Here is a 26,614-nt window from a genome sequence, read left to right on the forward strand (position 1 = left end):
CGCTGGGGGCGCTGGGGCGCTGGGTTCAGATGACTGCTAGGTGGTATTCGGCGGCGAGGGGGGCGACGTCGACGGTGCCGTATTGGTCGAGCAGGTCGAGCCAGCGTTGTTTGTTCACCTCGCCGAACCGCGCGGCGCGCTCTGTGTAAGCTTCGGCCGTCAGGAACTTGGGCGGGATCGACTTGCTGTTGTATTTGTCGGCCACCATCACCGTCTCCTGCTCAAGGTTGACCGGGGCGTAATCCGCGGGCAGCAACGGCAGCCCCTGGCGAATCACGTCCTCGCGCGTGAGCCCCACGCCGGTGTGGTTGCGCGCGAATTGGGCGATCTCCTCCGCCACGCCCTGCTCAAGCAGGTATTCGTAGCCCAGCAGACCATGCTTAATATATTGCGGGCCGTCGAACTCGAGCGGCTCGCCGTCGGAGCCGTCGTGCTTCAGGAGGCGATAGGTGCCGATATCGTGCAGCAGGCCGCCGATGACGACGAGGCGCTCGTCGATCAGGCGCGGCGGAACTTTGCCGCCCGTCACGCCGTCCGTGGGGGGTACGGCGTGCAGGAGCTTTTCGCCATCACCGTTGTTCACCGACGAGGCGCGCCCGGCGAGTTCGGCGGCGTCCTTGGGCAATGTGCAGCGTCTCGTGAACAGCGCGTTCTGCCGCCGCGCCAACGTGCGCGCAATCCGCGCCACAATCACGCAATGGAGGTGAATCAGCTCATACGCCGCATCGCTCGGTGCAATCCTGCGGTGCAACTCGTCAACCTGCTCAAGTGTGGGAATATATCCAGCCATACCGCCCATCTTAAGCACCACAATTCACACCGCTATCGTTTTTCCTTGAGTTTATATATTCTTCTTCGAGTTGCTGAATCCCATGGCGCGGTGTGGCAAAACGGCTTAAAATAGCCAAACTGCCAAAATCGCACACCGCGTCATGGGGTGCACTGTACAAAGACAACGGGAAACACGTTAAATAGGCAATGTACGTGTCTTGGGAGCGGATGTCGCCGTGTTCGACACCCTCCGGGCCGGTAGGCCAAGTCTTACGTCTCACACAGCGACATCCGCTCCGAAAGTCGTCTATGTCTGTTTGGGGGTAACGCGTCTGTGTTCGCTTGAGAGTAGCGCGCGTTTATGTTCGTTGAGAATAACGCAATTATGTCCGCTTGGGGTAGCGCGTTTATTCCTGTTTGAGGGTGCGGACTTCCTCTTCGAGTTCCTGGATGCGCAGAGCCTGGGCGGCGATGAGCTGGTCGCGCGGGTCGAAGGCCTTGCCCTGCGGCGCGGATAGGTCGGGAGACTGCTTCCAGCGGGCGAAGGCGCGCTCGATGCGCTTGTAGCCGACGATCTTGGGATCCAGGCCGGCCTCGCGGAACAGGGCCGCGGGCTTTTCGCCCTCCCGGTAGCGGCGCATGCACTCGACGCGGAACCAGTCCGCGTAGCGGATGCGCGAGGACGCGTCAATACTGTCCACCGCAGCCAACGACGACAAATACGCCCGCTGACCCGACGTGAAACTTTGCGGCTCAGGCATCATGCACCGTCCCTTTCAAACAATTCAGAATTACAGGCCCCCGCAGGCGGGGGCTGTCGCGCGAATGCGCGACTGGGGGTGGTCACGCCAGTCACGTGACCACGCCCGCACCACCCCCAGTCGGCCCTGCGGCCGACAGCCCCCGACGTCTTATGCGACGCTCGCAACGCTATCGCTGCTCGCTGCCACGAAGAGCCCACAGGGCTCTTCGTCCAGCGGGGCCAAGGGACGCAAAACCGGGATTGGGGGATATGAGGAAAGGCGGGGAACCGCGGGGCGTGAACCTCGCGGTCCCCCGCCTTTCGGGGCCGTCAACTGGCCAGCCGGGGGTCAGGCCCGATCCGGCGGCCGGGCGGTCAAGCCCGGCCTAGCCGGCGGGCCGGGGGGGTTGAGCCCGGCCGGCCAGGTCACGGTCAGTGGGAGCGGCGGCGGCGCAGGGCGCTAGCGGCGAAGCCGGTAGCGGCCAGAGCCAGGGCCGTCAGGCCCGCGGCGAAGCCGGTGGCGCCGGTGGAGGCCAGGGCGTTCACCTTGGTCCAGCGGGCGTGCAGCTTCTTGCCGATCGCATCCTCGACGCTGGTGACCAGGTTGCCCTCGTCGTCGTACCAGCCATCGAACTTGTAGCCGTCACGCGTCGGGGTCGGCAGCTTGCCATCCTCACCGGTCCAGTCGGCGGGGATGTTACCGCCGTTCGGGTCGAACGCGTCCGCCACGCTGGTCCACTTGACGTGCAGCTTCTTGCCGATCGCGTCCTCGACGCTGGTGATCAGGTTGCCCTGCTCGTCATACCAGCCATCGAACTTATAGCCGGGCTTGTACGCCAGGGGGAGCTTGCCGTCAGCGCCGGTCCAGTTGCTGGGCAGGTTGCCGCCATCCACGTCGAACGCGTCCGCCACGTTGGTCCACTTGGCGTGCAGCTTCTTGCCGATCGCGTCCTCGGTGTTGGTGATGAGGTTGCCGTCCTCGTCGTACCAGCCGTCGAACTTGTACCCCTGCTTGCTGGGGATCGGCAGCTTGCCGTCCTCACCGGTCCAACCGGAGGGGAGGTTGCCGCCGTCGGTGTCGAAGGCCTCGTCGACCGGGGTCCACTTGGGGTGCAGCTTCTTGCCGGCCGCATCCTCGGTGTTCGTGATCAGGTTGCCGTCCTCGTCATACCAGCCATCGAACTTATAACCAGGCTTGGTGGGGATCGGCAGCTTGCCGTCCTCGCCGGTCCAGTTGTCCGGCAGGGTGCCGCCGTCCGGGTTGAAGCCCTCGTCGATCGGGGTCCACTTGGGGTGCAGCTTCTTACCGGCAGCGTCGTCCGCGTTGGTGACGGGGTTGCCGTCCTCGTCGTACCAGCCGTCGAACTTGTAACCAGGCTTGGTGGGAACGGGCAGCTTGCCGTCCTCGCCGGTCCAGTCGTCGGGCAGGGTCACGTCGCCGTCCACGTCGAACGTCGTGGGCAGCTTGGTCCAGTGGGCGGTCAGCTTCTTGCCGGCCGCGTCCTTCAATGTGGTGACCTTGTTGCCGTTCTCGTCGTACCAGCCGTCGAAACGGTAACCGTCACGACTCGGGGTCGGCAGCTCGCCGTCCTCGCCGGTCCAGTCGTCGGGCAGGGTGCCGCCGTCGGGGTCGAACGCGTCGTCGATCTTCGTCCACTTCGCGTGCAGCTTCTTGCCGACCGCGTCCTTGACGGTGGTGACCTGGTTGCCGTCCTCGTCGTACCAGCCGTCGAACTTGTAACCGGGCAGCGTCGGGGTGGGAAGCTCGCCGTCCGCGCCGGTCCAGTCCTTGGGGAGGGTGCCGTCGCCGGGGTCGAACGCGTCGTCGATCTTCGTCCACTTGGCGGTCAGGTTCTTGCCCACCGCATCCTTCAGCGTGGTCACCTGGTTGCCGTCCTCGTCGAACCAGCCATCGAACTTATAGCCGTCACGAGTCGGAATCGGCAACTGGCCATCCGAACCCGTCCAATCCGACGGGATCGTACCGCCATCCGGGTTCAACCCGTCCGTGCTCGCGTTCTTCGTCCACTTGGCCGTCAACGTCTTGTCACCGGTGTCGGAGGCGCTGATGCCGCTGACGAGGTTGCCGTTCGCGTCGGCCCAGCCGGCGAACGTGTAACCCTCGCGAGTCGGGTTCTTCAGGGTCGCGCCCACACCATACGTGTACGAGGTCGGGTTCTTCGGATCCGTGCCGCCGTCGAGCTTGTACGTGATCTTGTACGTGTTCGCCTTCCACGTGGCGTTGATCTGCAGCATGGACTGGGTGAACGTCTTATCACCCTTCACATCCCGATCCCAACCGTCGAACGTGTAACCCGTACGGGTCGGATCCGCCGGAACGGTGTACGCGGTGCCCAAAGCGCCGGACTGGATATTGGACGCGTTGCCGTCCTTGTCCGTTCCGCCGTTGTAGGCGAACACCACCACACCGGTCGCATTCTGCACGTACTGCGCCGTCAGGGTCACGTTCTTGCCGGGCATGGTCAGGCTCGCCAGCTCGTCGCTGGTGACCAGGCCGTACTCGTCGCTCAGCCAGCCGACGAACGACCAGCCCGCCTCGCAAGCGACCGTCGGGGCAGTGACCTTCGCGTCCTTCAGGCTCGCGTCGGTGGCGACCGTGTAGCCGGTGGTGCCCTTCAGCGTGCCGTGATCACCCTTATTGAACGTCAGGGTGTTCTCGTTCGCGGTCCACTGGGCGGTCACCTGCAGCGACGCCTCGTCGAACGTACCAGACACCTGCTTGTCCCACTGCTTGAACGTGTACCCGTCCTTCGTCGGATTCGCGGGCACATCATACTTGGTGCCCAGCGGACCCGACAGCATCGTCCACGCATTACCAGCCGCATCCGTGCCGCCGTCGAAGCCGAACGTCACCGTGGCCGTCGCGTTCTGCGCATACTGCGCCGTAAACTCCACACCCTTGGCCGGCATCACCAGACCGGCCAACTGGTCGGAAGTCACCAGACCATACTCCTCGGACTGCCAGCCAACCAGAGACCAACCGGCCTCCGACTCAACCTTCGGAGCCACAACACCGGCATCGCCCAGCTTCGCGTCCGTGGCAACCTTATAGTCCAAGGTGCCCGTCAGCGCGCCGTGATCGCCCTGTTTGAACGACAGGCCATACGAGTCCGCCTCCCACTGGGCCACGTACACTGTCGTGCCATCGGTGGCGTACGTGCCGGTCGGCTCGTTGCCGTCCGCGTCCTGCCACTTGACGAACGTGTAACCGTCACGCGTCGGGTTCGAGGGCTTGGTATAGGTCTCGCCCTGCTTGCCCTCACGGGTCACACTGGAGTCCTTCTGGTCGATCAGGCCGCCGTTCGCGTTGAACACGGCCTTCGCGCCGTTGTTCGGCTCGTACCGGGCGGTGAACGTGACCTCCGGGTTCAGACCGGAGACGACGTACTTATCCTTCACACCGTCCTTGCCGTACAACAGGCCGTCCTCGCTGGACTTCCAGCCCACGAACGTGTAACCGGCCTCGGGGGTCGCAGTCGGCTCGCCCGGCACCTTCTCGCCCGAGTTCACCGTGTACTGCGTGGTGCTGTCCAGCGCGGTGCCGTGATCGCCCTTGTCGAACGTCACCGTATTCGGATTCACCGTCCACTCGGCCGTGTACGTCACCGACTGATACGTCGTCGACAGGGTCTTGTCCCACTGCTTGAACGTGTAACCCGTACGCGTCGGAACCTCCGCCGCGGCGGTCTTGTCCGCGTCGGAATACTCCGCGCCCTCCAAACCGGTCAACACCAGGGACGAATCATTGTTCTTGTTGTAGCCGCCGGCGTAGTTGTAATGCACCTCCACACTCGACTCCGGCACAAACTTCGCCGTAAACGTAATATCCTTATTCGCACCCGACACGACATACGCGTCCACACTGTCCTGCGAATACACCTTCTGGTTCTCGCTGGACACCCAGCCAACAAAACGATACCCGCCATCAGCCGTCACCGTCGGCTTGCCGCCGACCTTCTCACCGGTCAACACCTGATAGCCCGTGTTGCCCGTCAGACTGCCGTGCTTGTCATTCTCGGCCACCACGAAGTTCACGTTATTGGTGTTCTGCTTCCACTGGGCCGTATACGTCTTCGACGCATACTTGCCCGTATCAGTCGTGTCCCACTTGTCGAACGTGTAACCCGTACGGGTCAGCTTCGTCGTATCCGGAACCTTGGCCTTGGCCTCGTCGGTGTACTCGGTGCCATCCACGCCCTTAAGCGTCACGGACGTGTTGTTGTCAGCGTCGGTACCGCCGTTGAAGTTGTACACCACGCTCACTTCAGGCAGCTGCTCGTACACCGCGGTGAACTTCAAACCAGCCTGAGCCTTCAAATCACCAACCTGCGAAGGCTGATACACCGGACCCAACGTCTCGTTCTTATCCGCATCGGTCACGCTCGACTGCCAGTACAGGAACCTCCAACCGGCATCAGGCGTCACCGTCGGACCATTCTTCTTAGGATAGTTCGTATCCGTGCTCAGCTTCTCCTCGGTCACCACCGACAACGAGGCCGGCGTGTCCTTGAGCTCGCCGTGCTTGTTATCGCCCTCGCCCGCGGAGAACTTCACCTCGGTGGGCTTCGCGGTCCACGTGGCCGTGAACGTCACATCATCCGCATACGTCGCCGTCTTATCGCCCGTAGCCGGGGGCTTCACAGTCGTCGACGTCGTGGTCCAACCAGCGAACGCGTAACCCGCACGAGACGGAACCGGCACATCATACGAAGTGCCCTCACGACCCGTCAACGTCTTCGACGACGCCTTATCCGCATCCACACCGCCGGCGTAATCGAACCGGACCGTCATCTTATCCGTATCCGCATACTGAGCCGTAAACGTCACATCGGACGACACCACCACCTCAGCCAGGTCATCGGTATCCTCGTCGACCGTGTACACGGCGTTGTCCACACTCGACTTCCAACCAACGAACTTCTTGCCAGCAGCCTTACCGGCACCGCTAACCGTCACCACGGGCTTGACATACGCCGGATTCTTCGCAGTATCACCCAACGCGCTGCCGGACGGCACCGACTGGGGCGTGGGAGCAACCGTCGAACCATACGTCTTCGCCGTATCATCCTCGCCAAGCACAAACGTCACATTGCGCATCACCTTCGCCGAGATCGATATGTCGCCCGTCACACTCTCGGCCTTGACCGCCAGCTCGCCGGTAGCCGTATCGAACGTGTAATCCGTGTCCTTCGCCAGCACCTTGCCGCCAACAGACACCGACACCGACGACGCATCCAACACACGAGACTTATCCGTAGCGGTCAGCGTCGCGGTATACGCACCACCAACCACAGCCTTCCTCACCGTATCAGAAGTCGACACCTGGCCACCGTCCAAATCATACGACACATCAACACGCTGCGTTGTAGCAGACGACACAGAGCCACTATTCGTCAAGTCGTAGTTCTCAAACTCAACATAAAAACCATCAATAACATTGGAGATGGTATTGTTCAGATCATTCCATGTGCCCGTGTCTCCTTGACCATACTGAGCACACCCTTCACCACCACCACTGCCACCGTTGTTGGGTTCAGTGGCGCTCCAGTTGTTATACGCGCTAGTGGCGGACCCAGCCTTCCTTGTGGCGCCGTTCCAGATCTTCGTTCCGGCGCTCGGACCCGTCACCCAATACCAATTCTGACCGTAATCCGCGTCCGACTCATAGGTGGTGATATCGTACGTGTTGGGATCATCACCCGCATGAGCCGCAGTCGTGAAACGGGTCGCACCAATCCAACCCTTAGCGTTGCCGAACGACTTGTAAATCAGGTTGTGCTCGTCAGCCGACTCAATAGTCAGCAAATGACCCTGCGCACCATAAAAATTCATGGTCTTCGCCGCACCAAACGACTCATCCCAGTGCAGAGTCTGGTCGACGAACATGTACGCGTGGCCGTTATACAAGACCGCCTCGTAATCTTTGTTGTTGTACGAGGCGCTCAGCGAGCTGCCCACGACGGTGACCGACACCTTCTGTTCCGTGTCACCGTCCGTATAGAACGTCAAACCCCGCAAATACGTCTGCAACTGATCCGCCGTGATATCCGCGCCGCCCTTCGGCATTTTGAACGTCACATACGTGTACTTCCCGTTGGCCTTCACATCAGCGCCGTCCACATACGAGCCATACGAGTCCGACTCGCCGCTCAACGCATCCTGCGCCTCAGCACTGCCCGGCGCAGCAGCAGCCGGGATGAAGTAGCCGGAGTCGACCTGCACCACGACATACGAGCTATTAGAGCCCGACACGCTCGCGTTGCCCAACTGGTACGACGCGTCCACCGTATCGCTACCGGCCTGGACATTGGTCTTCCTGTTCTCGTTGAGCGTCACCGACGGCTTGTCGGCAGCCCACACCGCGGGCACCGCCACCGCCAGCACCATCAGCGCAGCCAACCCGGCAGCCAGCACGGCAACCAGCCAACGCGACAAACCGCGCCCCAGACCGCTTTGAGATGAAAATCTCACCATAAGAAACTCCTAAAATTTCTTTTTCTTCAACCAACCCTCCCCCAACAGACGACGCTTTCCCGCGCGAATCTCGCGCGCGAAAAGCGCCCTCCCGGTCAGGGGAGGAGGAAACCCCACGCACCGGCCGACCGGAATATCCGGCCGTCCCGGTGGGACGGGGGTCACCAATAGCCCTGAAAACTACCCCCCCCCGCGACAGCGAGGTCGCGAAACTCACGTCCCAGCAATCGACACGAACCCCCGAAAACCACCAGTCCCGCCAAAAACCAAACCCCAGAAAAAAGACACGCCACAAAAACCCAACACCCACAAAAAAGGAACAAGCCCACCCGAATCCCTCAACGTGACGGAGAAGGCAAGGGACGGATCAGCCTAGGGCTCCCGCTGGCGGGAGCTGTCAGCCGTCAGGCTGACTGAGGGTGGTTGGACCAAACACGTGCCTAGTGGGACCACCCCCAGTCGCGCATCCGCGCGACAGCCCCCGCCAGCGGGGGCCCAAGGCGTGACAAACCGGCTACGGCCAAAATAACTTAGGCGGATGTTGACGTGTGAGACGTAAGACTTGGCCTACCGGCCCGGAGGGTGTCGAACACGGCAACATCCGCCGCCAAACACCGGAACGGGTCAAACAACACGAAAACTAAACGGAACCCACTAAGAACGAAGACAACGAGCACTGCAGCCCAAGACAAACCAGGAACAATAGCAAACGCACTGCGACTTAAGACAAACCGAGAACGTAGCAACGGACACTGTGACTCAAGCACGCAGGGAACGAGTTCACTACGTTAGCATGGGTCTACAGAGAACACGGGACGGACTATTACCGCCAAACCGGCGTCGCCCGTTGATATCGACACGAACAGCCCACTGGGCTGTTCGTCCGAGGGGTGTCGAACACGGCAACATCCGCCGCAGACACCGGACTAGTCAAACAACACGAGAACCAAAAACGGAACAGCAAAACGCACACTGAAAACGAAATGGCGATATGCATACTGAGAACGACGAAAACGGACGCCGCGACTCGGGGCGCGCTCGGAACAGCCTTTCAGCAGGCGGCCGGCCAGCAAAAAGTCCGCAACCCATGAAAGCCGCGGACAATCAACACTCTTCCAGCCGAGCTAAACGGACACCGGCACGTTGAACCGCGCCTCGATTGTTGGACTGGGAGATTCAGACCAATAGGCGGGGGCGGTTCAACTGGGCTGTTTGTCGCTATCTTTCGAGTTATAGACGACGGAGGGCTTGGTCCAGGTCGGCGATCAGGTCGTCGGCCTCTTCGATGCCGACGGACAGGCGCACCAGATTGGCCGGAACTTCAAGCGTGGTGCCGGACACGGAGGCGTGGGTCATGGCGCCGGGGTGCTCGATCAGCGATTCGACGCCGCCCAGCGACTCGGCCAGCGTGAAAATCTCGGCGGCACCGACGAAGCGCTTGGCCGCCTCGAACCCGCCCGCAAGCTGCACGGAGATCATGCCGCCGAACCCGCCGCGCATCTGGCGCGCGGCGATCTCGTGCCCCGGGTGCGATTCAAGCCCCGGGTACCACACGCGCTCGAACTCGGGGCGGCTTTCCATCCACTGGGCGATGTTCATCGCGTTGCGGCTGTGCTGCCTGACGCGCAACTCAAGCGTCTTGAGGCCGCGGATATCCAGCCACGAATCGAACGGGGAGGGCACCGCGCCGGCGGAGTTCTGCAGGAAGGCAACCGCGTCGCGGGTCTCCTTGTCGTTCAAGACCACGGCGCCGCCCACCACGTCGGAGTGGCCGCCGATGTATTTGGTGGTGGAATACACCACCGCGTCCGCGCCGTCGGCCAGCGGGTGTTGCAGCACCGGCGAGGCGAAGGTGTTGTCCACCACCACTTTTGCGCCGTGCGCGTGCGCCGCTGCGGCGACGGCGGCGATATCGGTGATGTTGAGCAGCGGGTTGGACGGGGTTTCCACCCAGACGTAGCGGTAGTCCTTGGCCGCGAGCGCGGCGGCGACGGCAGGCACATCGGTGATGTCGACCACGTCAAGCCCGATGCCCCACGGCACGAACACCTTTGACAATAGGCGGTAGGTGCCGCCGTACACGTCGTTGCCGAGCAGGATGTTGTCGCCGGGCTGCAACGTGGCGCGCAACAACACGTCGATGGCGGCCAGGCCGGAGGCGAAGCTCAGCGCGTAGTTGGCGCCTTCCACCGCGGCGAGTTGCGCGTCGAAGCTGTTGCGGGTGGGATTGGCTGAGCGACTGTAATCATAGCCGCCGCGAAGGCCGCCGACGCCGTCCTGCTTGAAGGTGGAGGTCATATAGATGGGCGTGACGACGGCACCGGTGATGGGGTCGGGTTCCTGGCCGGCGTGGATGGCGCGGGTGGCGAGGGCGGAGGCGTTCAGGGCCGCTTGGTTGGTTGCGATGGTCATTTTGGTTCCTTTGCTGTGTTGTTTTGGCTTGTTATTTACAGATATTGCTGAGCGAGGGAGGGGCGGGTGGTGCGCTCCACGACGTCGCCGTACCCGTGGGCGCGCATCCAATCGTCGTTGAAGATCTTCTCCATATATCCGCGCCCGGAATCCGGCAGCAGCACGACGACGAGTTGATGCTCGTCCAAGTTGTGCTCGCGCGCGTAGTGAAGCGCGGAGACGACTGCCATGCCGGACGAGCCGCCCACCAGCAGCCCTTCTTCGGCGGCCAGGCGCCGCGTCATCTCGAAGGCTTCGGCATCGGTGACCTGCACGATTTCGTCGGGCAGTTCGCGGTCGAAGGCCTTGGGATAGAAGTCCTCCCCCACGCCCTCGATGTCGTATTGGTGCACGTCGGTCGGGTCGGAATAGATGGAGCCTTGCGGGTCGGCACCGACAATCTGCACCGCGCCGCCCGAGACTTCCTTCAAGTAGCGCCCGGTGCCGCTGATGGTGCCGCCTGTGCCGATGCCGGCGACGAAGTGCGTAACCTTATGGTCGGTGGCCTGCCAGATTTCCGGCCCGGTGGTGTGATAGTGGCTCAACGGCCCGTTGGGATTGCTGTATTGGTTGGGACGCCAGCCACCCGGAATCGCCTTGGCCAGGCGCTCGGCCACCTGATAATAGGAGCGCGGGTCGTCCGGGCCGGCGTCGGTGGGCGTGACGATGACTTCAGCTCCGTAGGCGCGCAGCACCGCGCGCTTGGCTTCGGAAACCTTGTCAGGCAGGGTGAAAATCGTGCGATATCCGCGCTGTTGGGCCACCATCGCCAGCCCGACGCCGGTGTTGCCAGAAGTCGGCTCGACGATGACGCCCCCCGGCTGCAACTCGCCGCTCCGCTCGGCCGCGTCGATGATGCGCTCGGCGATGCGATCCTTGGACGAGCCGCCCGGATTGAAATATTCGACTTTGACGGCAATGGTGGCCCGCACACCGTCGGTCACATGGTTGAGCCTGACGAGCGGCGTGCCGCCAATCAGCTCGGATGTGCTGTTGTGAATGGTCATGTTCGTCCTGTTCCTTACATTCGCCTTGCTTGTTGTGCTAGAGCCGACACCTTTCAGCGGGCGGGCAGGAACTTCTGGATGAAAATCGAACGTATTCGCGAATCCCCCATTATTTGGGGTTAGATACCCCCAATCGATATGAATAATCGACTGGCTGTTCGGCAAGACTGTGGGGATTCAATCGCGACGACTGGCCGCAAAGAGAAGCGTTCTATTTCAAGTTATGCGTCACTGACCGCACGCCGAGGCGTCGGTTAGCGACAACAACATGAAATGAACTGCATGACGCCCACCATAGCACTCCCCCTGACATCGACGCCGCGCCGTCCGTATGATGAACCGCGGTGGGATTACAGCGAGGCCGCTTCGATAAGGCGACGGGTGTACGCGGATTGGGAGTGGGCGAGCAGACGCGCGGTGGGGCCACTCTCTTCCACGCGCCCCTCGTGCAGGACGAGTATGCGGTCGGCGATGTGCCGCACCACGCCCAAATCGTGGGAGACCATGATGAGCGCCATATCCGGATCCGCGCGGCGGATGGCGGCGAATGCGTCGAGAATCTGCACGCGAACCGCCACGTCGATGGCGCTCAGCGCTTCGTCGGCGAGCACTACCTTCGGCTTGGCGACTATCGCGCGCGCGATGGCGACACGCTGCGCCTGGCCGCCGGACAGGTCGATCGGATATCGGCTGCCCAATGTGGCGGAGTCAAGGCCCACTAGCCCCAACACCTCAGCCACGCGTTGTTTGACGGCGGCGGAAGGCAGTTTTTTGCGCCGCAGTTTCAGCGGTTCGGCGACCGACGACCCCACGCGCCAGCGCGGGTCGAGCGAGGAGAACGGGTCTTGGAATACCAGCCCGGACTCCTCGCGCAGCATCCTCAACCCTTGACGGCCTTCGGCAATGTTGTGCCCACGATATTCGACCACACCCGAATCGGCGGTTTCCAGCCCGAGCAGAATGCGGGTCAGCGTTGTTTTGCCGGAGCCCGAACCGCCGATAACGGCCAGACATTCGCCCGCGCGCACATCCACATCGACGTCGAACAGCACCTGTCTGCGAGCGCCGCGTGCGCCGAACGACTTGTTGATGCCACTGCCTTGAAGCAATATCTCAGCCATGATGCACCTCCGCCTCCTGACGATGCAACGTGAGCTCGCGGGCGGCTGCGACCAGTTTGCGCGCTTGCTCGGTGTGCGGATGGTCGAGCAGATCGGCCGTCGCGCCGCTCTCGACCATCGCGCCGTCTTCGAGCACATAACAGCGTGTGGTGGCGCGTGCCAGCACGGCGAAATCGTGGGTGATGAACAGCATGGACGCGCCCGCGTCGTCGACGAGCGAGGTCAGCAAGTCGACGATCTGACGTTGGGTGATGGCGTCAAGCGCCGTGGTCGGCTCGTCGGCGATGATCAGGCGCGGCGAAGTGATGAGCGCGGTGGCGATGCCGACGCGCTGCGCCTGGCCGCCCGAGAGTTCATGGGGATATTTGCCCAGTGCGCTTTCGGGCAAGCCGACCTTGCTCAGCATGGTCTTGACGCGCTCCTGCCGCTCTGGGGCCGACAGATCATAATGCAGTCGCAACGGCAACTCGACCTGTTGGGCGACCGTCGTCACCGGGTTCAGCGCGGCGGCGGGATTCTGGAACACCATGCCCATATAGCGCCCGCGCAAGTCGGCCATGTCGGTATCGTTTGCGCCGATCAACTGCGCGCCGCCCGCGCGCACCGAGCCGTCGGCCGAAGCGTTCGCGGGCAATAAGCCCATCAGGGCTTTGGCGATCATCGATTTGCCGGAACCGGAGGAGCCGACCAAACCGACCCGCTCGCCGTCAGCGATATCCATATCGATATCATGCACGATGGGCTTGGAACCGATGGTGATATTCAGATTGCGAATCTCAACGCTCATCTTGGCCTCCTCGCAACGCGGGATTGGCGAGCGGGTCGGCGGCATCGCGCAGGGCGTCGCCGAGCAGGTTGAGCGCGACGACGACCGCCGTCACCACCAAGCCGGGCCACAGCACCGTCAGCGGATAGATGCCGACGAACTTCACCGAAGTGGCCAGCGAATGCCCCCAGCTGGGCACGCCCGCGCCCACGCCGATGCCGAGATAAGTCAGCCCGGCTTCAGCCAGAATCGAAGTGCCCGCGCTCATCGACAGCTGCACCACCAGCACCGGCAGGGTGTTCGGCACGATATGCGTCAGGAACACGCGCGCGGCCGGCATGCCGGAGTGCAAGGCCGATTGCACATACGCCGAACGTGCGGCGAGCATGGCCGAGGGGCGCAGGATGCGAGCCAGGTTCAGCCCGTAGGCGAAGCCGCATGCGGCCACAATCACCGCGGCGGACGCGCCGAACGGCACGCAAAGAATCAGCGCCACCAGAACGGTGGGAACGGAAATCAGCGCATCGACCAGCACCACCGACACGGCGGACAATGCGCCGTGGCGTGACACCATCGCGGCGACCAGCAGCAACCCGAACGCGGCGGCCACGATTACGCTGAGAGCGGCGATGATGAGGTTCGTGCGCGAACCGGCCATCAGCCAGCTCAGCACATCGGCACCCACGCCATCGGTGCCCAGCGGGTGCGCGGCGGAAGGCTTGCTCCAGACATGGAAGCCATCGGTGGCCAGTAGGGAATATGGCGTCCAGACCAGCGACACCAGCGAGACCAGCACCCATAATCCCAGCACGATCAGCGAGTATCGGCCGCCCGCACGCCGCCACATCGAACGCAATATCACACGTAATGTCACACGCAGCGTCGCCATCAGCCCACCTCCCTCGAACGCGCCGTTTTGAAGCGCGGATCGAGCACGCGGTGCGCCAAATCGACCAGCAACCCCAGCAGCAGGAAGAACGCGGCGAGCAGGAACAGCTCACTTTGCACGGCAAGCAGGTCACGGTTGCCTACGTCGGTGACGAGCATCGCGCCAAGCCCCGGCAGAGCGAACAGGCTTTCGATCACCATCACGCCGGTGATCATCTGCGCGAACATCAGGCCGAACACCGAGACGAGCTGCGGCAGGGCCAGCCGAAGCCCCACGCGCAGCAACGCCTGTACGCGCGTCATGCCGCACGCCATGGCCATATCGACGGCGCTGTTGGAGGCGGCCTCGCCCAGCGCGGCGCGCGTGTAGCGCATCAGGCCGGCACCGGCTGTCAGGCCCGTCGCCAACGCCGGGAGCACGAGCGCCATCAACGCCTGCCCCGGGTTCGACCAGCCGTCGGCCGGGAACCCTTGCGAGGGGAACACGCCAAAAAGCCCGACGCCACGCGCGAACAGCAGGATCAGCAACAGCCCGCTCCACAGCGCCGGAACGGCACCGCCGACAATCGCCACCACATGAAACACCCCGCGCAGGCGCTCGTTGCGGGTCAGCACGGCGGCGCAACCCAGCGGCAGGCCGATAGCCAGCGCAATCAGCAGACTGAGCACGATCAGCGGGAACGTGACGCCCGCGCGCGTGCCGACCTGCGAGGCCACCGACTTGCCGCCGATGGCCGAAGTGCCCAAATCACCGTGAAACAGGCCGTCCGCCCAGTCGAGATATTGCGCGGCATACGAGCGATCCAGCCCCATCTGGGCGCGCAGGGAGACAATGCGCTCCGGCGTGGCGTTCGTGCCGGCCATCACCGCCGCCACGTCACCCGGCAGTACGCGCAGCACGACGAACACCAGCAGGGACAACCCCACCAATGCCGCCGCAAACAGCGCTAGCCGGCGCACCATGAACCGCATACCGGCTCCTTTTGCTTGATGTGTTACTTAACGTACTTACTTCGCGTTTTACTTCACGTAGGTGATCTGCCACAGCGGCAACACAATCTGGCTGAGCTTGTCAGGGAAGCCCTGCACGCCCTTGGCGTAGGAGACGGACGCGCGATAGCTGAACAACCAGTCCGCGGGCGCGTCCTCGCTGACGAGCTTGGCCGCCTGCTTCAGGTAGTTTTCGCCGGTCGCTTCGTCGGTGGCGGCGAGCGCCTTGGCGTACAGCTCCTGCACTTCCTTGTTGTCGTAGTGATAGTAGTAGCTGGGCGTGGCCCACTTGTAGAAATCGTGGCTGTCGGCATGATCGACCAGCGACAGCTCATAATCGCCGTTGGAGTGCACGTCCTTGAGCCAGGTGGAAAACTCCACATAGTTGATCTTCAGGTCGATGCCGATTGCGGCGAGCTGGCTGCGCAACTGATCGCCCAGCTCGGTGCCGTAGGTGTTGGCGTAGGTGAGGGTGAGCGTGAGCGGATGGTCGGTGGAGTAGCCCGCTGCGGCCATCAGTTGCTTGGCTTTGCTCACATCGTGGGGGTACAGGCTGGTCAAGTCCTCGTAGCCGGGGTCGACGGACGCGATCGGCCCGCCGAGCGCGGCATCGACGCCACCGCGCGAGGCGATGATTTCCTCGTGGTTGATGGCGTGACGAATGGCCTGACGCACGCGCTTGTCCGCCAGCTTGTCGTTCGCGCAGTTGAAAACGAGTGTGAATTTGTCGCTGCCCTCGTCCACGACTGTCTTGAAATTCGTGGCGTCCAGCGACTTTGCCAGCGTGGCGTTCACCGGCAGGAGCACTTGTATGTCGCCGCTTTTCAGGGCGTTGACGCCGGCGTTGTCGTCGGGCAGGAAGCGCAGCACCACGCGCTCGGTTTTGGCCTTGTGCTCGCTGCCCCAATAGCTCGGGTTCGCTTTGAGCACCATTTTGTCGGCCGAATCGAAGGATTCGACGGTGTACGGCCCCGAGCCGAGGGCTTGGGTTTTCGCGTCGTATTGCGCGTCTTTGTCGAACACCAGGCCGGGGCGGCCCGTCAGATACCACAGCAGATTGGAATCGGGGCTGCTCAGCGTGAGCCGCACGGTGTTCGCGTCCACGGCTTCGGCGCGCTCAAGGCTTGCGACTTGGTCGGCATTGTAATACTGCTGTTCCTTGAGTTGGTTGATGGACCAGGCCACGTCCTCGGCGTCGAGGTCGTCGCCGTTGGAGAAGCTCATGTGTTCGTTCAGGTGGAACATATAGGTCTTGCCGTCGGTGGAAATATCCCAGCTTTTGGCCAGGCCGGGCTGCACCTTGTTGTCGGAGCCGCGCGAGACAAGCCCTTCGTACACATTGCCGATCAACACCTGTTCGAGGGCGGTGCCGGACTGTTGGCGGATATCGAGGCTGACCGGCGCAAGTTTGAGGCCGATGGTGAGGGTATCGCTGATGGTGTCGCTCGCCTCGCCGGTTTGCGAGCCGCTTGTGCTGCCTCGCGCCACACACACGCCCACGACGACGGCGACGGCCGCAATCGCCGCGACAATCACCCATAGCCAATACTTGGGTTTGCCTCTCTTCGGCTGTTTGACGCGAGCGTTCAGACTCTCGTCCGTGCTGGCGGCGTTTTGGGTTGTTTCGGTGCCATTGGCACTGCTCTTCTCTTCGGTTGCGTCGGCTTCGCCGTACACACCATTATTTTCAGACATGGCATGTCCTTCACACAGGCCGCCCGCAGCCGCGCACGACCCTCATGTCAGGTTAATTATGATTGCATTCGGCTGACCGCCCTAATCGGGTCGATCGCCACGCTCCACTATAACCCCAACACCCGCCGACATCCGTGCCCGAGGCGGCGGGGCCGGGCTTTTAGGACTTGTCGTCGGGCTCGGACTTGCCGGCCTGGGTGGTGTCGTAGCCCTGCTCGTAGCGGGTTTTGCGCCAGTTGCGAATCGAGGCGTTGGTGCCGCGGTGATGCACGTGGTATTTGCGCGGGGTGCCGCCGAACGGCATTTCCTCGACTTCCTTCGCCACGGCAATCTGATTCACGTTCGACGGGTCACCGGCCGCAATGGGTGCCATGGGCTCAAGCTCGGCGGGAGCGTCGGTATGCGCGCGCAGACGCGACGGCAGCCATTCGGCCAAGCGCGACAGCAGCCAGCAGGCGAAGAAATACACCACGCCAGCCACCAGAAGCGTTTGCAGAATGTTGAAATACATCGAGCCGAGTCGGCGCGACTCCTGCAGCAGATCCGTATACATGATAATCGAGCCGAGCGCCGTGTCCTTCAACACCACCACCAGCTGGGTGATGGCGGCCGGCAACATGGCGACGACGGCCTGCGGCACTTCGACTTCAACCAGCGACTGCGTCTGCGTCAAGCCCAGTGCCATCGAAGCCTCGCGCTGTCCGTTCGGCAGATTGCCCACGCCGCTTCGCACCAGCTCGGCCACCACCGAACCGTTGTAAATCACCAGCGCAAGCACCACGGCCCAATACGAAGGCGACGGCAAGCCGGAAAACGCGAACCAGCGCCAGAAGAAAATCATGAGCAGCAGCACCGGCACCGCGCGGGCGAACTCCACAATCGCGCCCGAGATGAGACGGATCGGCGTATTCGGCACCAATCGCCCGATGCCAAACAGCAAACCGAACAGCACCGCACCCACCACGGCCACCGCGGAGGCGCGCACCGTGGCGCGTAGACCGGGAAGATAGAAATCCAGCCATGCCTCGCCCTCCAAAGCCGGCTTCCACAGCTCCCAGCTCAACTGGTTCTCACCTTCGGGCGGGTTGTGCAAACGCATCAACACCAGCACCAGCAACGCGACGAACACGAAGCCGGCGATCCAGTTGACGATGCGGATGATTCTGCGCCCCTTGGGGCCCGGCTGGTCGAACAGCACCGCGCTTTCATTGTTTGCCATCGCCCGTCACCTCCTCACCGCGAGCTTGTTGGACAGATAAGTGGTCAGCACGCCGATGGGGATGATGAGAATCACATATCCGAACGCGAAAATCAGGAAGATCAGCACGATCAGATCCGCATGGTATTCGATCATCTCGCTCATCATCGTCGAAGTTTCGGTGGCCACGGAGGCCGCCGCCGCGACGGTGGAGTTTTTCAGCAACGCGATGAACGTGTTGCCCAAGGGCGCCACGGAGCCGCGGAACGCCTGGGGCAGGATGATTTCGGTGGCCGACTGCATGAAGCCCAGCCCGAGAGCTCGCGCCGCCTCGGCTTGGCCCAGCGGCACGGTGTTGATGCCGGAACGCAGCGATTCGCACACAAACGCCGCCGTATACAGGCTCAGGCCCGTGACGGCCAGCCAGAAGAAGTTCGTGGCGAAGGTGTCGGAAAAGCCGAGCTTGAGCTGGCCGTAAGCGCCCAGCACCATGAACACCATGATGATGGTCAGCGGCAGGTTCTTGAACAGCTCCACGTAGGCGCCGGCCACGAAGCGCATCGACGAGATCGGCGAAATGCGCATCATCACGAGCAGCACGCCGAGAATGGTGGAAAACAGCGCCGACCACAGGGTCAGTTCGATGTTCACCAGGAACGCGCCGAGGATGTTGTATTGGCTGAAGAGCGAAATCAATGACTGCATGGCTCACTCCCCTTCCGTCGGATCCGGCGGATTGCTGTCGGAGTCAGGCTCGAAGTCAGTGCCTTTGGTGTTTTCCTCAATGGCTTTCTTCCAGGTGCCGTCCGCGATCATGTCTTTGATGGCCGCGTTGATTTTGGCGGCCAGCTCGGTGTCGCCGTGTTTGATGCCCACGCCGTAGCGCTCCTCGGTGAAGGGCGAGCCCACCACACGCAAACGAGCGCGGGAGGCGGAGGCGAGGCCTGCGAGAATGATGTCATCGGTGGTGGCCGCGTCCACGATGCCCGAAAGCAGCGCGGTGGCGCATTCGGCCATGCCGGGCTGTTCCATCAACTGCACTTCCTTGGAGTATTTCTCCTTGATCGTCACGGCGGAGGTGGTGCCGGTCATCGAGCACAGGCGCTTGCCGTTGAGATCTTCGGGGCCGTTGATGGACGTCTCGTCCTTGCGCACCAGCAGATCCTGGCCGGCCACGAGATAGGGACCTGCGAAGGAGACGACCTTCTTGCGCGAGTCGGTGATCGAATATGAAGCGACGATCATGTCCACATCGCCGTTCTGCAGCATGGCCTCACGCTGCTTGGAGGGCGCTTCCTTCCAGACGATCCGTTCCTCGGAATAGCCGAGTTTTTTGGCGATATATCGCGCCACATCCACATCGAAGCCCTCGTATTTGCCGGACTTCTTGAATCCCAGACCCGGCTGGTCGAACTTGATGCCGATGCGAATCTTGCCCGCCTCGGACGTACCGCAGCCGGCAAGCGACACCACGCAGACCAACGCGCTCAGCGCGGCAATCACACGTTTTAACGGCTTGTTCATGTGTTTCATTCCAATCAGTATGCGAAAGAGTATGTGAGAGCACGGGGTGTGCGGGTCAGCGGTCGGTGCTCATGTGGTCATGTGCTCATGTGGCCAGCGGTCAGTGCGTGAGGATCTTCGACAGGAAGTCCTTGGCGCGGTCGGTCTGCGGATTTTCGAAGAACTCGTCCGGAGTGCCTTCTTCGAGAATCTGCCCGTCCGCCATGAACACGATGCGGTTGGCGACTTTGCGGGCGAAGCCCATCTCGTGCGTGACGCAGATCATGGTCATGTCCTCATGCGCGAGCTCGACCATCACATCGAGCACCTCGTTGACCATCTCGGGGTCGAGCGCGGAGGTCGGCTCGTCGAACAGCATCACCTTGGGGTGCATGGCGAGGGCGCGCGCGATGGCGACGCGCTGCTGCTGGCCGCCCGAGAGTTGCGACGGCATCTTGGACGCCTGGGAATCCACGCCCACGCGGGCGAGCAACCCCATGGCGAGGTCTTCGGCGTCCTTCTTGGCCATGTGGCGCACCTTGATGGGGGCCAGCGTGACGTTCTCAAGAATGGTTTTGTTGGCGAACAGGTTGAACGACTGGAACACCATGCCCACTTCGGCCCTGAGTTTCGCCAGATCCTTGCCTTCCTGCGGCAGCGGGTGGCCGTCGATGCGGATGTCGCCGGAATCGATGGTTTCCAGCCGGTTGATGGTGCGGCACATGGTGGATTTGCCGGAACCGGAGGGGCCGATCACCACCAGCACGTCGCCTTTGGCTACTTTCAGGTTGATGTCCTTCAGGACGTGCAGATCGCCGAATCGCTTTTCGACATGGCTCAGCTCGACCAACGGCTCGGTTGCGGCCTGGTTCGCGTTCATTACTTCAGACATACATCGCAGTATATCGAATGTGTGCGAATTGTGACGCTTTCGTCCCCTTCACCCCTACGAAACCACGCGTCGGGTGCTGTGAGAAGGAACGAGAAACCTTGATGGACCTTAGTACCGCGCCCTCATGGACAGCATCGTGACGAACGGTGTTACCTTGGTATTTGCATCGTGAGACTTCTGTGTTATATGATGACAACTACGTTTTCGGGAGGTGCGGAGTGGAGATTTACGTGTTGCCCCGAGTGCACGAGCGGCACCCTGAACTGGACGCGGAGGATGTTCTGACGGCTTTCCGCAGCATCATGATGGACGCTCTCAGGGAGAACGGCACGTGGGTCGCCATCGGCCTCGACGGGCACGGCAGGGACGTGGAGATGGTTTACAAGCAGATTGCAGACCGAGTGCTTATCTACCACGCGATGACCCCGCCCACGAAGAAAACCTTGAACGAAATCAACAGCCTGCACGGTGATGGGAGGAAGCAATGAGCGACTTCAGCGAACGCGATAAGGAACTGCTGGCGATGTTCGACATGACCGAAGAACAGGTCAGCGCCGACGTGGCGAAGATGGAGGACGAGAACGCCGACCACGGCATCACCGGCCCCGTTCACTACGGTCTGCACATGCTGCCGAAGTCGGACGAGCCGATGAAAAGCATGACGGTCAAGCTTCCCGAGAGCCAATATGAACGCGTGACAGCCGCCGCCAAACGCTACCACATCAGCCGCAGCGAATACGTGCGGCGACAGCTCGCCGGAGCGTTCTGACGCACCGCGTCACGGAAAAGACGGTTTACACCCCGTTATCTTTCACTTGAAATTAAATGATGCGTGCGGCAAACCACCGTCCGAAGCCGAAGGCGTACAAAGGTACGCCGAGTGCTGAGGAAAGGCGGTTTACGCTCCATCATTTAATTTCGCCCGAAAATTAAATGATGTGTGCGGCCTCAAGGCGCACCGAGGGAAGGCGTACAAAGGTACGTCGACCGAGGAGCAACGCAGAGGACGCTCCATCATTTAATTTTCGCCATCATTTAATTTTCGTCGGGGTCGTAGTCGACGCCGGTTTCAGCTCGTTGTTCGTCCGAAATCGGGGCAGGGGCGCCGGTGAGCGGGTCGCGGCCGCCGCCGGCCTTGGGGAAGGCGATGACGTCGCGGATGGAGGAGGCACCGGCCAAGATGGAAACGGTGCGATCCCAGCCGAGGGCGAGACCGGCGTGAGGCGGCGCGCCATACTTGAAGGCTTCGAGCAGGAAGCCGAACTTCTCGTCGGCCTCTTCCTTGGTGATGCCGAGCACGTCGAGCACGCGGGCCTGAATGTCGTCGCGGTGGATACGCACGGAACCGCCGCCCATCTCCTCGCCGTTGCACACGATGTCGTAGGAATCGGACATGGCGTGCTCCGGGTCCTTGTCGAAGGTGTCGATCCAGTCCTTGGAGGGCATGGTGAACGGGTGGTGCATCGAAGTCCACTTGGAATGGCCGACCGCCACATCGTCGTCGTCCGGGTCGTCGGTGGACTTGAACAGCGGGAAATCAACCACCCAGGTGAAGGCGAACTTCTGCGGGTCGAGCAGACCCTCGCGCGAAGCGAGTTCCACACGCGCCGCCCCCAGCAGCAACTGGGAGGATTCGCGGGCACCGGCGGCGAAGAACACGGCATCGCCGTCCTCGGCGCCAACGGCCTCCTTCAGGCCTTCGCGCTCCGCGTCGGAAAGGTTCTTGGCGACGGGCCCCTTGAGCTCGCCGTCTTCGCCGAACTGAACATAGGCAAGGCCCTTGGCCCCGCGCTGGCGCGCCCACTCCTGCCATGCGTCGAACTGACGACGCGGCGTGGAGGCACCGCCCTTGAACAGCACGGCACCCACATACGGCGCCTGGAACACGCGGAACGGCGTGTTCTTGAAGTAATCGGTCAGCTCGATCAGCGGGTTGCCGAAACGCAAATCCGGCTTGTCGGAACCATACTTATCCATGGCCTCCTGCCAGGAGATGCGCGGCAACGGCAACTGCACCTCGTAACCGGCGGCCTTCCAGACGGCGGCGATGACCTTCTCGGTCATGGCCATCACGCCCTCCTGATCCACGAACGACATCTCCATGTCGAGCTGGGTGAATTCGGGCTGGCGGTCGGCGCGGAAGTCCTCGTCGCGGTAGCAGCGAGCGAACTGATAGTAGCGCTCCACGCCGGAGACCATCAGCAGCTGCTTGAGCAACTGCGGCGACTGCGGCAGGGCGTACCAGGAGCCGGGCACCAAGCGGGCGGGCACGACGAAATCACGCGCACCTTCCGGGGTGGACTTGATGAAAGTCGGCGTCTCGACCTCGGTGAAATCCATGTCTTCGAGCGCGTGACGGGCGGCCTTGGCCATGTCGGAGCGCAGCTTCAGGTTGCGCTGCATGCCGGGGCGGCGCAGGTCGAGATAGCGGTATTTCAGGCGCACGTCCTCGCCCGGCAGCTTGTTTTCAGCTTCGTTCTCCAGCGCGGTGGAGACTTGGAACGGCAGCGCGTCGGACTTGGCGAGCACCTCGATGGTCTCGGCCACGACCTCGATCTTGCCGGTGGCCAGGTGCTCGTTTTCGTTGCCTTCCGGGCGCAAGCGCACTTTGCCGACAACCTCGATGACGAACTCGGAACGCAAGGGGCGCGCCATCTCCTCGTCATTGATGACGACCTGCACCAGGCCGGAGGCATCACGCAAATCGATGAAAGCGACGCCGCCGTGGTCGCGTCGGCGATCCACCCAACCCGACAGGGTGACCTTCTGGCCGATCAGTTCCTCGGTGACCTCGGTCGCATGATGTGTTCTATATGCCGTCTGGCTCATGCTCTCTTTACTCCCACAAATCAATCAATAACAACGCTTTGCCGGGCATTAACACTATCCGGCTCCCACGACGTGGCATCAGCCGGCTGCTGCTCGCCGCTGACGATGTTCTTCACCTCGTCGCCCGCGCCCTCCTGGCCGGGGAACCACACGTATGGAATGCCGAGTTTGTCGGCGTATTTGATCTGCTTGCCGAGCTTGGCCGCGGTGGGCGCGACGTCAGTTGCGATGCCGCGCGCGCGCAGCGTATTGGCGATTGTATTGGAGAGTGCGCGTTCGTCTTCGTTCCATACAGCCACGAGCACGCTGGCCGGGGACATGCGGTTGGCGTGCGCGCCGGCGGTGTGCAGCATATAGCTGACCAAACGGCTCAGGCCGATGGACAGACCCACGCCCGGATATTTGCGGTTGCCTTGCGATGCGAGATTGTCGTAACGCCCGCCCGAGCAGATGGAGCCGAGCGAGGCGGCACCGTCGAGGAATGTCTCGTAGACGGAGCCGGTGTAGTAATCGAGGCCGCGCGCGATTTTGAGATCGGCGATCACCGAACCGGGGCGAATGGCCGCGGCCTGATCGACGATCATGGCCAACGTGTCGAGGCCTTCGCGGGCGAGCGCGTAAGCCTCACTGTCGGTTGCGATGCCATGTTTGGCGGCGAGCGCGTCGAACTTGGAAGCGAGCTCCGCACCATCCGCGGCGGTCAGTTCCGCCAGTTCAAGACAAGCGCGCGCTTGGGATTCGCTGGCACCACACGTCTCGACGAGCAGCTTGGCCACCTCGTCGGCGCCGATTTTGTCGAGCTTGTCGATTTCGCGCAGCACGCCTTCGATATCGCTCAATCCCAGCCCGCGATAGAACCCTTCGGACAGCTTGCGATTGTTCGCATGCACGGTGGCCTTCGGCAAGCCGAACTCGCGCAGACGTTCCAGCGCATACACCATCACCAGCGGCAGTTCGACCTCATAATGATCCGGCAAATCGCCGTTGCCGATCACGTCGATGTCGGCCTGCACGAACTCGCGGAAACGTCCCTCCTGCGGGCGCTCGCCACGCCAGACCTTCTGAATCTGCCAACGCTTGAACGGAAACGCCAAGTCCCCGGAATGTTCCACCACATAACGGCTCAGCGGAACGGTCAAATCGAAATGCAGCCCCAGCCGCTCCTCAACCGGAGTGTCGGATTCGGACCCGACCTCCTGCAAGCGAGACAGCAGATAAATCTCCTTGCTGGTCTCGCCTTTCTTGAGCAACGAAGCCCCTGTTTCGACGGCTCGCGTCTCGATGCCGAGGAAGCCGTTGAGCTCAAATACCTCACGAAGCGTGTCGATGACACGCTGCTCCACTACGCGTTCGGCAGGGAGCCACTCTGGAAATCCTGATATTGATGCGCCTTTAGCCACAAAACCAATATAATAGGTGAGGGTTGCGTCAAGTATCCATGATTTCTTCAGGATGTGAAGCGCAAAACGCATACACCGACAAGCCGTAAGGAGCTGACCATGGCCGACGAACACGAGACTATTACCACCCCAGCAGAGCAGACGCCTCAAGCTGCCACGCAGGAGGCATCGACCACATCGGCAGCACCAGCGCAGGTAGAAACGCCGGCCGAAACGCCGACGCAGGCGGAAGAAGTTGCGCAGGCGGAGGATGCCGCGCAGACAGAGGAGACCACACAGACGGAAGAGGCTGCGCAGGCGGAAGATACCGCACAGACGGAAGAGGTCGCACAGGCAGAAGCGCCCGCACAATCCGAAGAGGCCGCGCAGGCAGAAGCGCCCGCATCCGCCCAGACGGAAGAAGCCGAGGCAGACACTCCGGCGGAGGACGCACCCGCGGCCAAAGAGGAGGAAACAACGAAGAAGAGCGCCCCGGCGAAACCGCACGCTCCCTCCCCTGCCGCTTTTGCCAAGAAACCCGCAAGCGGCGTGCAAGTGGCCGCGCCGTCCGCCGTGGCGTATACCGATGAGCAGATCAAGGAAGCCGAGCGCTTCGGTCGCGTGGACGACAGCGGCACCGTGTTCGTCAAGGAAGGCGAATCCGAGCGCGAAGTCGGCCAGTTCCCCGATGTGTCTAAGGAAGAGGCTTTGGCACTGTATGCCCGTCGCTTCCTCGATCTCAAGGCGAAGCTCGACACGCTGGCCGCGCGCCTGAAGACCACGAGCATCAAGTCCCGCGAAATCGACGAATCGCTGAAGTCCCTCGCCGTGGAAATCGATTCGCCTGCCGTGGTGGGCGATATCGCCGGGCTCAAGACTCAGTTCGAAACGCTCGAGACCGCCGCCGAAGCCAAAAAGGCTGAGCTCGCCGAGGCGCGCAAGGCCGCCGTTCAAGCCGCCTTGGAAGGTCGCACAGCCATCGTGGAGAAGGCCGAAGCCCTGACCGCTTCCTTGAACGACAACACGAATTGGCGTTCCACCGCCGACAAGTTCCGCGCGCTGTTCGACGAGTGGCAGGAGCACCAGCGCAGCAACGTGCGTATCGACAAGAAGGACGCCGACGAGCTGTGGAAGCGCTTCTCCGCCGCCCGCACCACGTTCAATCAGGCCCGCCGCAAGTGGGCGCAAACGCGCGACGCAGAGCGCAATCAGGCGAAGGTCGCCAAGGAGGCGATTATCGCCGAGGCGGTTGCGCTGAAGGATTCCACCGCTTGGGGCGAAACTTCGCGCAAGTTCAACGAGTTGATGGATCGCTGGAAGAAGTCGGGGCGTGCGGGTCGCAGCGAGGATGATGCCTTGTGGGAGCAGTTCCGCGAGGCCGCCGACACCTTCTTCAACGCGCGTCAGGCCGACCGCGATCAGACTTCCGCCAGTGAGAAGGCGAATCTCGCCAAGAAGGAGGAGCTGCTGGCGAAGGCCGAGGCCTTGGTGCCGGTTGCCGACGAGAAGGCCGCCAAGCAGGCGCGTCAGACGTTGGCCGCCATCCAAGAGGAGTGGGATCAGATCGGCTATGTGCCGCGCGATGACATGCGCCGCATCGAGGGGCGTCTCGATGCCGTGGACAAGCAGATCAAGGCCGTCGAGGAGGCCGCTTGGCAGAAGAGCGACCCGGAAGCGGACGCCCGCAAGTCTAGCTTCGAGGCGCAGCTTGAAGCTCAGCTCGCCGAGCTTGACGAGCGGATCGCCGCCGAAAAGGACGCCGACAAGAAGGCCGCGCTTGAAGCCGAAAAGGCCACCAAGGAGCAGTGGCTCAACGCGGTGAAGTAACGTTTTCGCCAAATCAAAAGTCCCCGGTTCGCGTGATGCAAGCCGGGGACTTTTTGGTTG

General features: G+C 62.3%; 19 protein-coding genes. 3 read left to right on the forward strand and 16 right to left on the reverse strand.

All coding sequences use genetic code 11. The annotated features are described in order from the left end of the window. Nucleotides 1-25 precede the first annotated feature (25 nt). The 14 genes from G1C94_RS06030 to G1C94_RS06095 all read right to left on the reverse strand — a co-directional run bounded on the left by G1C94_RS06030 (nucleotide 26) and on the right by G1C94_RS06095 (nucleotide 20,519). Nucleotides 26-790, reverse strand: a complete 765-nt coding sequence (locus G1C94_RS06030) for an HD domain-containing protein (protein WP_172146226.1) — start codon at nucleotides 788-790, stop codon at nucleotides 26-28. Nucleotides 791-1,178: 388 nt separating this feature from the next. Beyond that, nucleotides 1,179-1,535, reverse strand: a complete 357-nt coding sequence (locus tag G1C94_RS06035) for a hypothetical protein (RefSeq protein WP_253902350.1) — start codon at nucleotides 1,533-1,535, stop codon at nucleotides 1,179-1,181. A gap of 410 nt (nucleotides 1,536-1,945) precedes the next feature. Then, nucleotides 1,946-8,008 carry an InlB B-repeat-containing protein gene (locus G1C94_RS06040; RefSeq protein ID WP_172146229.1) on the reverse strand — a complete coding sequence of 2,021 codons (6,063 nt, stop codon included), beginning with the start codon at nucleotides 8,006-8,008 and terminating at the stop codon, nucleotides 1,946-1,948. A gap of 1,230 nt (nucleotides 8,009-9,238) precedes the next feature. Further along, nucleotides 9,239-10,420, reverse strand: coding sequence for a cystathionine gamma-synthase (locus tag G1C94_RS06045; protein WP_172146232.1), 1,182 nt, complete (start codon nucleotides 10,418-10,420; stop codon nucleotides 9,239-9,241). A gap of 35 nt (nucleotides 10,421-10,455) precedes the next feature. Beyond that, nucleotides 10,456-11,466 carry a pyridoxal-phosphate dependent enzyme gene (locus G1C94_RS06050; protein ID WP_172146235.1) on the reverse strand — a complete coding sequence of 337 codons (1,011 nt, stop codon included), beginning with the start codon at nucleotides 11,464-11,466 and terminating at the stop codon, nucleotides 10,456-10,458. Between the two features lie 350 nt (nucleotides 11,467-11,816). Next, nucleotides 11,817-12,587, reverse strand: a complete 771-nt coding sequence (locus G1C94_RS06055; protein WP_172146238.1) for an ABC transporter ATP-binding protein — start codon at nucleotides 12,585-12,587, stop codon at nucleotides 11,817-11,819. Then, the gene (locus G1C94_RS06060) at nucleotides 12,580-13,374 is read right to left on the reverse strand and encodes an ABC transporter ATP-binding protein (protein WP_172146241.1); all 795 of its coding nucleotides are present in this window, start codon (nucleotides 13,372-13,374) and stop codon (nucleotides 12,580-12,582) included. Before G1C94_RS06060 ends, G1C94_RS06055 begins: the two co-directional genes overlap by 8 nt. After that, a complete protein-coding gene (locus G1C94_RS06065; RefSeq protein WP_172146244.1) occupies nucleotides 13,364-14,242 on the reverse strand; it encodes an ABC transporter permease in 879 nt (292 codons plus the stop codon). The genes G1C94_RS06060 and G1C94_RS06065 overlap by 11 nt, the downstream gene beginning before the upstream one ends. Continuing rightward, entirely contained in the window at nucleotides 14,242-15,213 is a 972-nt protein-coding gene (locus G1C94_RS06070; RefSeq protein ID WP_172146247.1) for an ABC transporter permease, read from the reverse strand. Before G1C94_RS06070 ends, G1C94_RS06065 begins: the two co-directional genes overlap by 1 nt. A gap of 48 nt (nucleotides 15,214-15,261) precedes the next feature. Then, nucleotides 15,262-16,926 (reverse strand): ABC transporter substrate-binding protein, encoded by a 1,665-nt coding sequence (locus G1C94_RS06075; protein WP_172146250.1) that lies wholly within the window; start codon nucleotides 16,924-16,926, stop codon nucleotides 15,262-15,264. 160 nt (nucleotides 16,927-17,086) lie between these two features. Beyond that, nucleotides 17,087-18,145: an amino acid ABC transporter permease gene (locus G1C94_RS06080; protein WP_172146253.1), complete on the reverse strand. Its 1,059-nt coding sequence runs from the start codon at nucleotides 18,143-18,145 to the stop codon at nucleotides 17,087-17,089. A gap of 6 nt (nucleotides 18,146-18,151) precedes the next feature. Beyond that, nucleotides 18,152-18,829: an amino acid ABC transporter permease gene (locus G1C94_RS06085; RefSeq protein WP_172146256.1), complete on the reverse strand. Its 678-nt coding sequence runs from the start codon at nucleotides 18,827-18,829 to the stop codon at nucleotides 18,152-18,154. A gap of 3 nt (nucleotides 18,830-18,832) precedes the next feature. Continuing rightward, nucleotides 18,833-19,648 (reverse strand): glutamate ABC transporter substrate-binding protein, encoded by an 816-nt coding sequence (locus G1C94_RS06090; RefSeq protein WP_253902351.1) that lies wholly within the window; start codon nucleotides 19,646-19,648, stop codon nucleotides 18,833-18,835. Nucleotides 19,649-19,748: 100 nt separating this feature from the next. After that, on the reverse strand, nucleotides 19,749-20,519 hold the full coding sequence (locus tag G1C94_RS06095) for an amino acid ABC transporter ATP-binding protein (protein ID WP_301538553.1): 771 nt from the start codon (nucleotides 20,517-20,519) through the stop codon (nucleotides 19,749-19,751). 218 nt (nucleotides 20,520-20,737) lie between these two features. Here G1C94_RS06095 and G1C94_RS06100 point away from each other — a divergent pair, with 218 nt between their 5' ends. Together G1C94_RS06100 and G1C94_RS06105 are read left to right on the forward strand one after the other, a co-directional pair. After that, nucleotides 20,738-21,007 (forward strand): hypothetical protein, encoded by a 270-nt coding sequence (locus G1C94_RS06100; protein WP_172146262.1) that lies wholly within the window; start codon nucleotides 20,738-20,740, stop codon nucleotides 21,005-21,007. Continuing rightward, nucleotides 21,004-21,288, forward strand: coding sequence for a CopG family transcriptional regulator (locus G1C94_RS06105; protein ID WP_172146265.1), 285 nt, complete (start codon nucleotides 21,004-21,006; stop codon nucleotides 21,286-21,288). The genes G1C94_RS06100 and G1C94_RS06105 overlap by 4 nt, the downstream gene beginning before the upstream one ends. A gap of 266 nt (nucleotides 21,289-21,554) precedes the next feature. Here the strand turns inward: G1C94_RS06105 and aspS are convergent, their stop codons facing one another. Next, entirely contained in the window at nucleotides 21,555-23,348 is a 1,794-nt protein-coding gene (aspS, locus tag G1C94_RS06110) for an aspartate--tRNA ligase (RefSeq protein WP_172146268.1), read from the reverse strand. A 20-nt stretch (nucleotides 23,349-23,368) separates the two neighbouring features. Continuing rightward, a complete protein-coding gene (gene hisS, locus G1C94_RS06115; RefSeq protein ID WP_172146271.1) occupies nucleotides 23,369-24,748 on the reverse strand; it encodes a histidine--tRNA ligase in 1,380 nt (459 codons plus the stop codon). A gap of 99 nt (nucleotides 24,749-24,847) precedes the next feature. Between hisS and G1C94_RS06120 the strand changes: the two genes are divergently transcribed. Continuing rightward, nucleotides 24,848-26,554 (forward strand): DUF349 domain-containing protein, encoded by a 1,707-nt coding sequence (locus tag G1C94_RS06120; protein ID WP_253902353.1) that lies wholly within the window; start codon nucleotides 24,848-24,850, stop codon nucleotides 26,552-26,554. Nucleotides 26,555-26,614: the final 60 nt, after the last annotated feature.

It is taken from the genome of Bifidobacterium panos (genome assembly GCF_012932445.1).
Lineage (GTDB): Bacteria > Actinomycetota > Actinomycetes > Actinomycetales > Bifidobacteriaceae > Bifidobacterium > Bifidobacterium panos.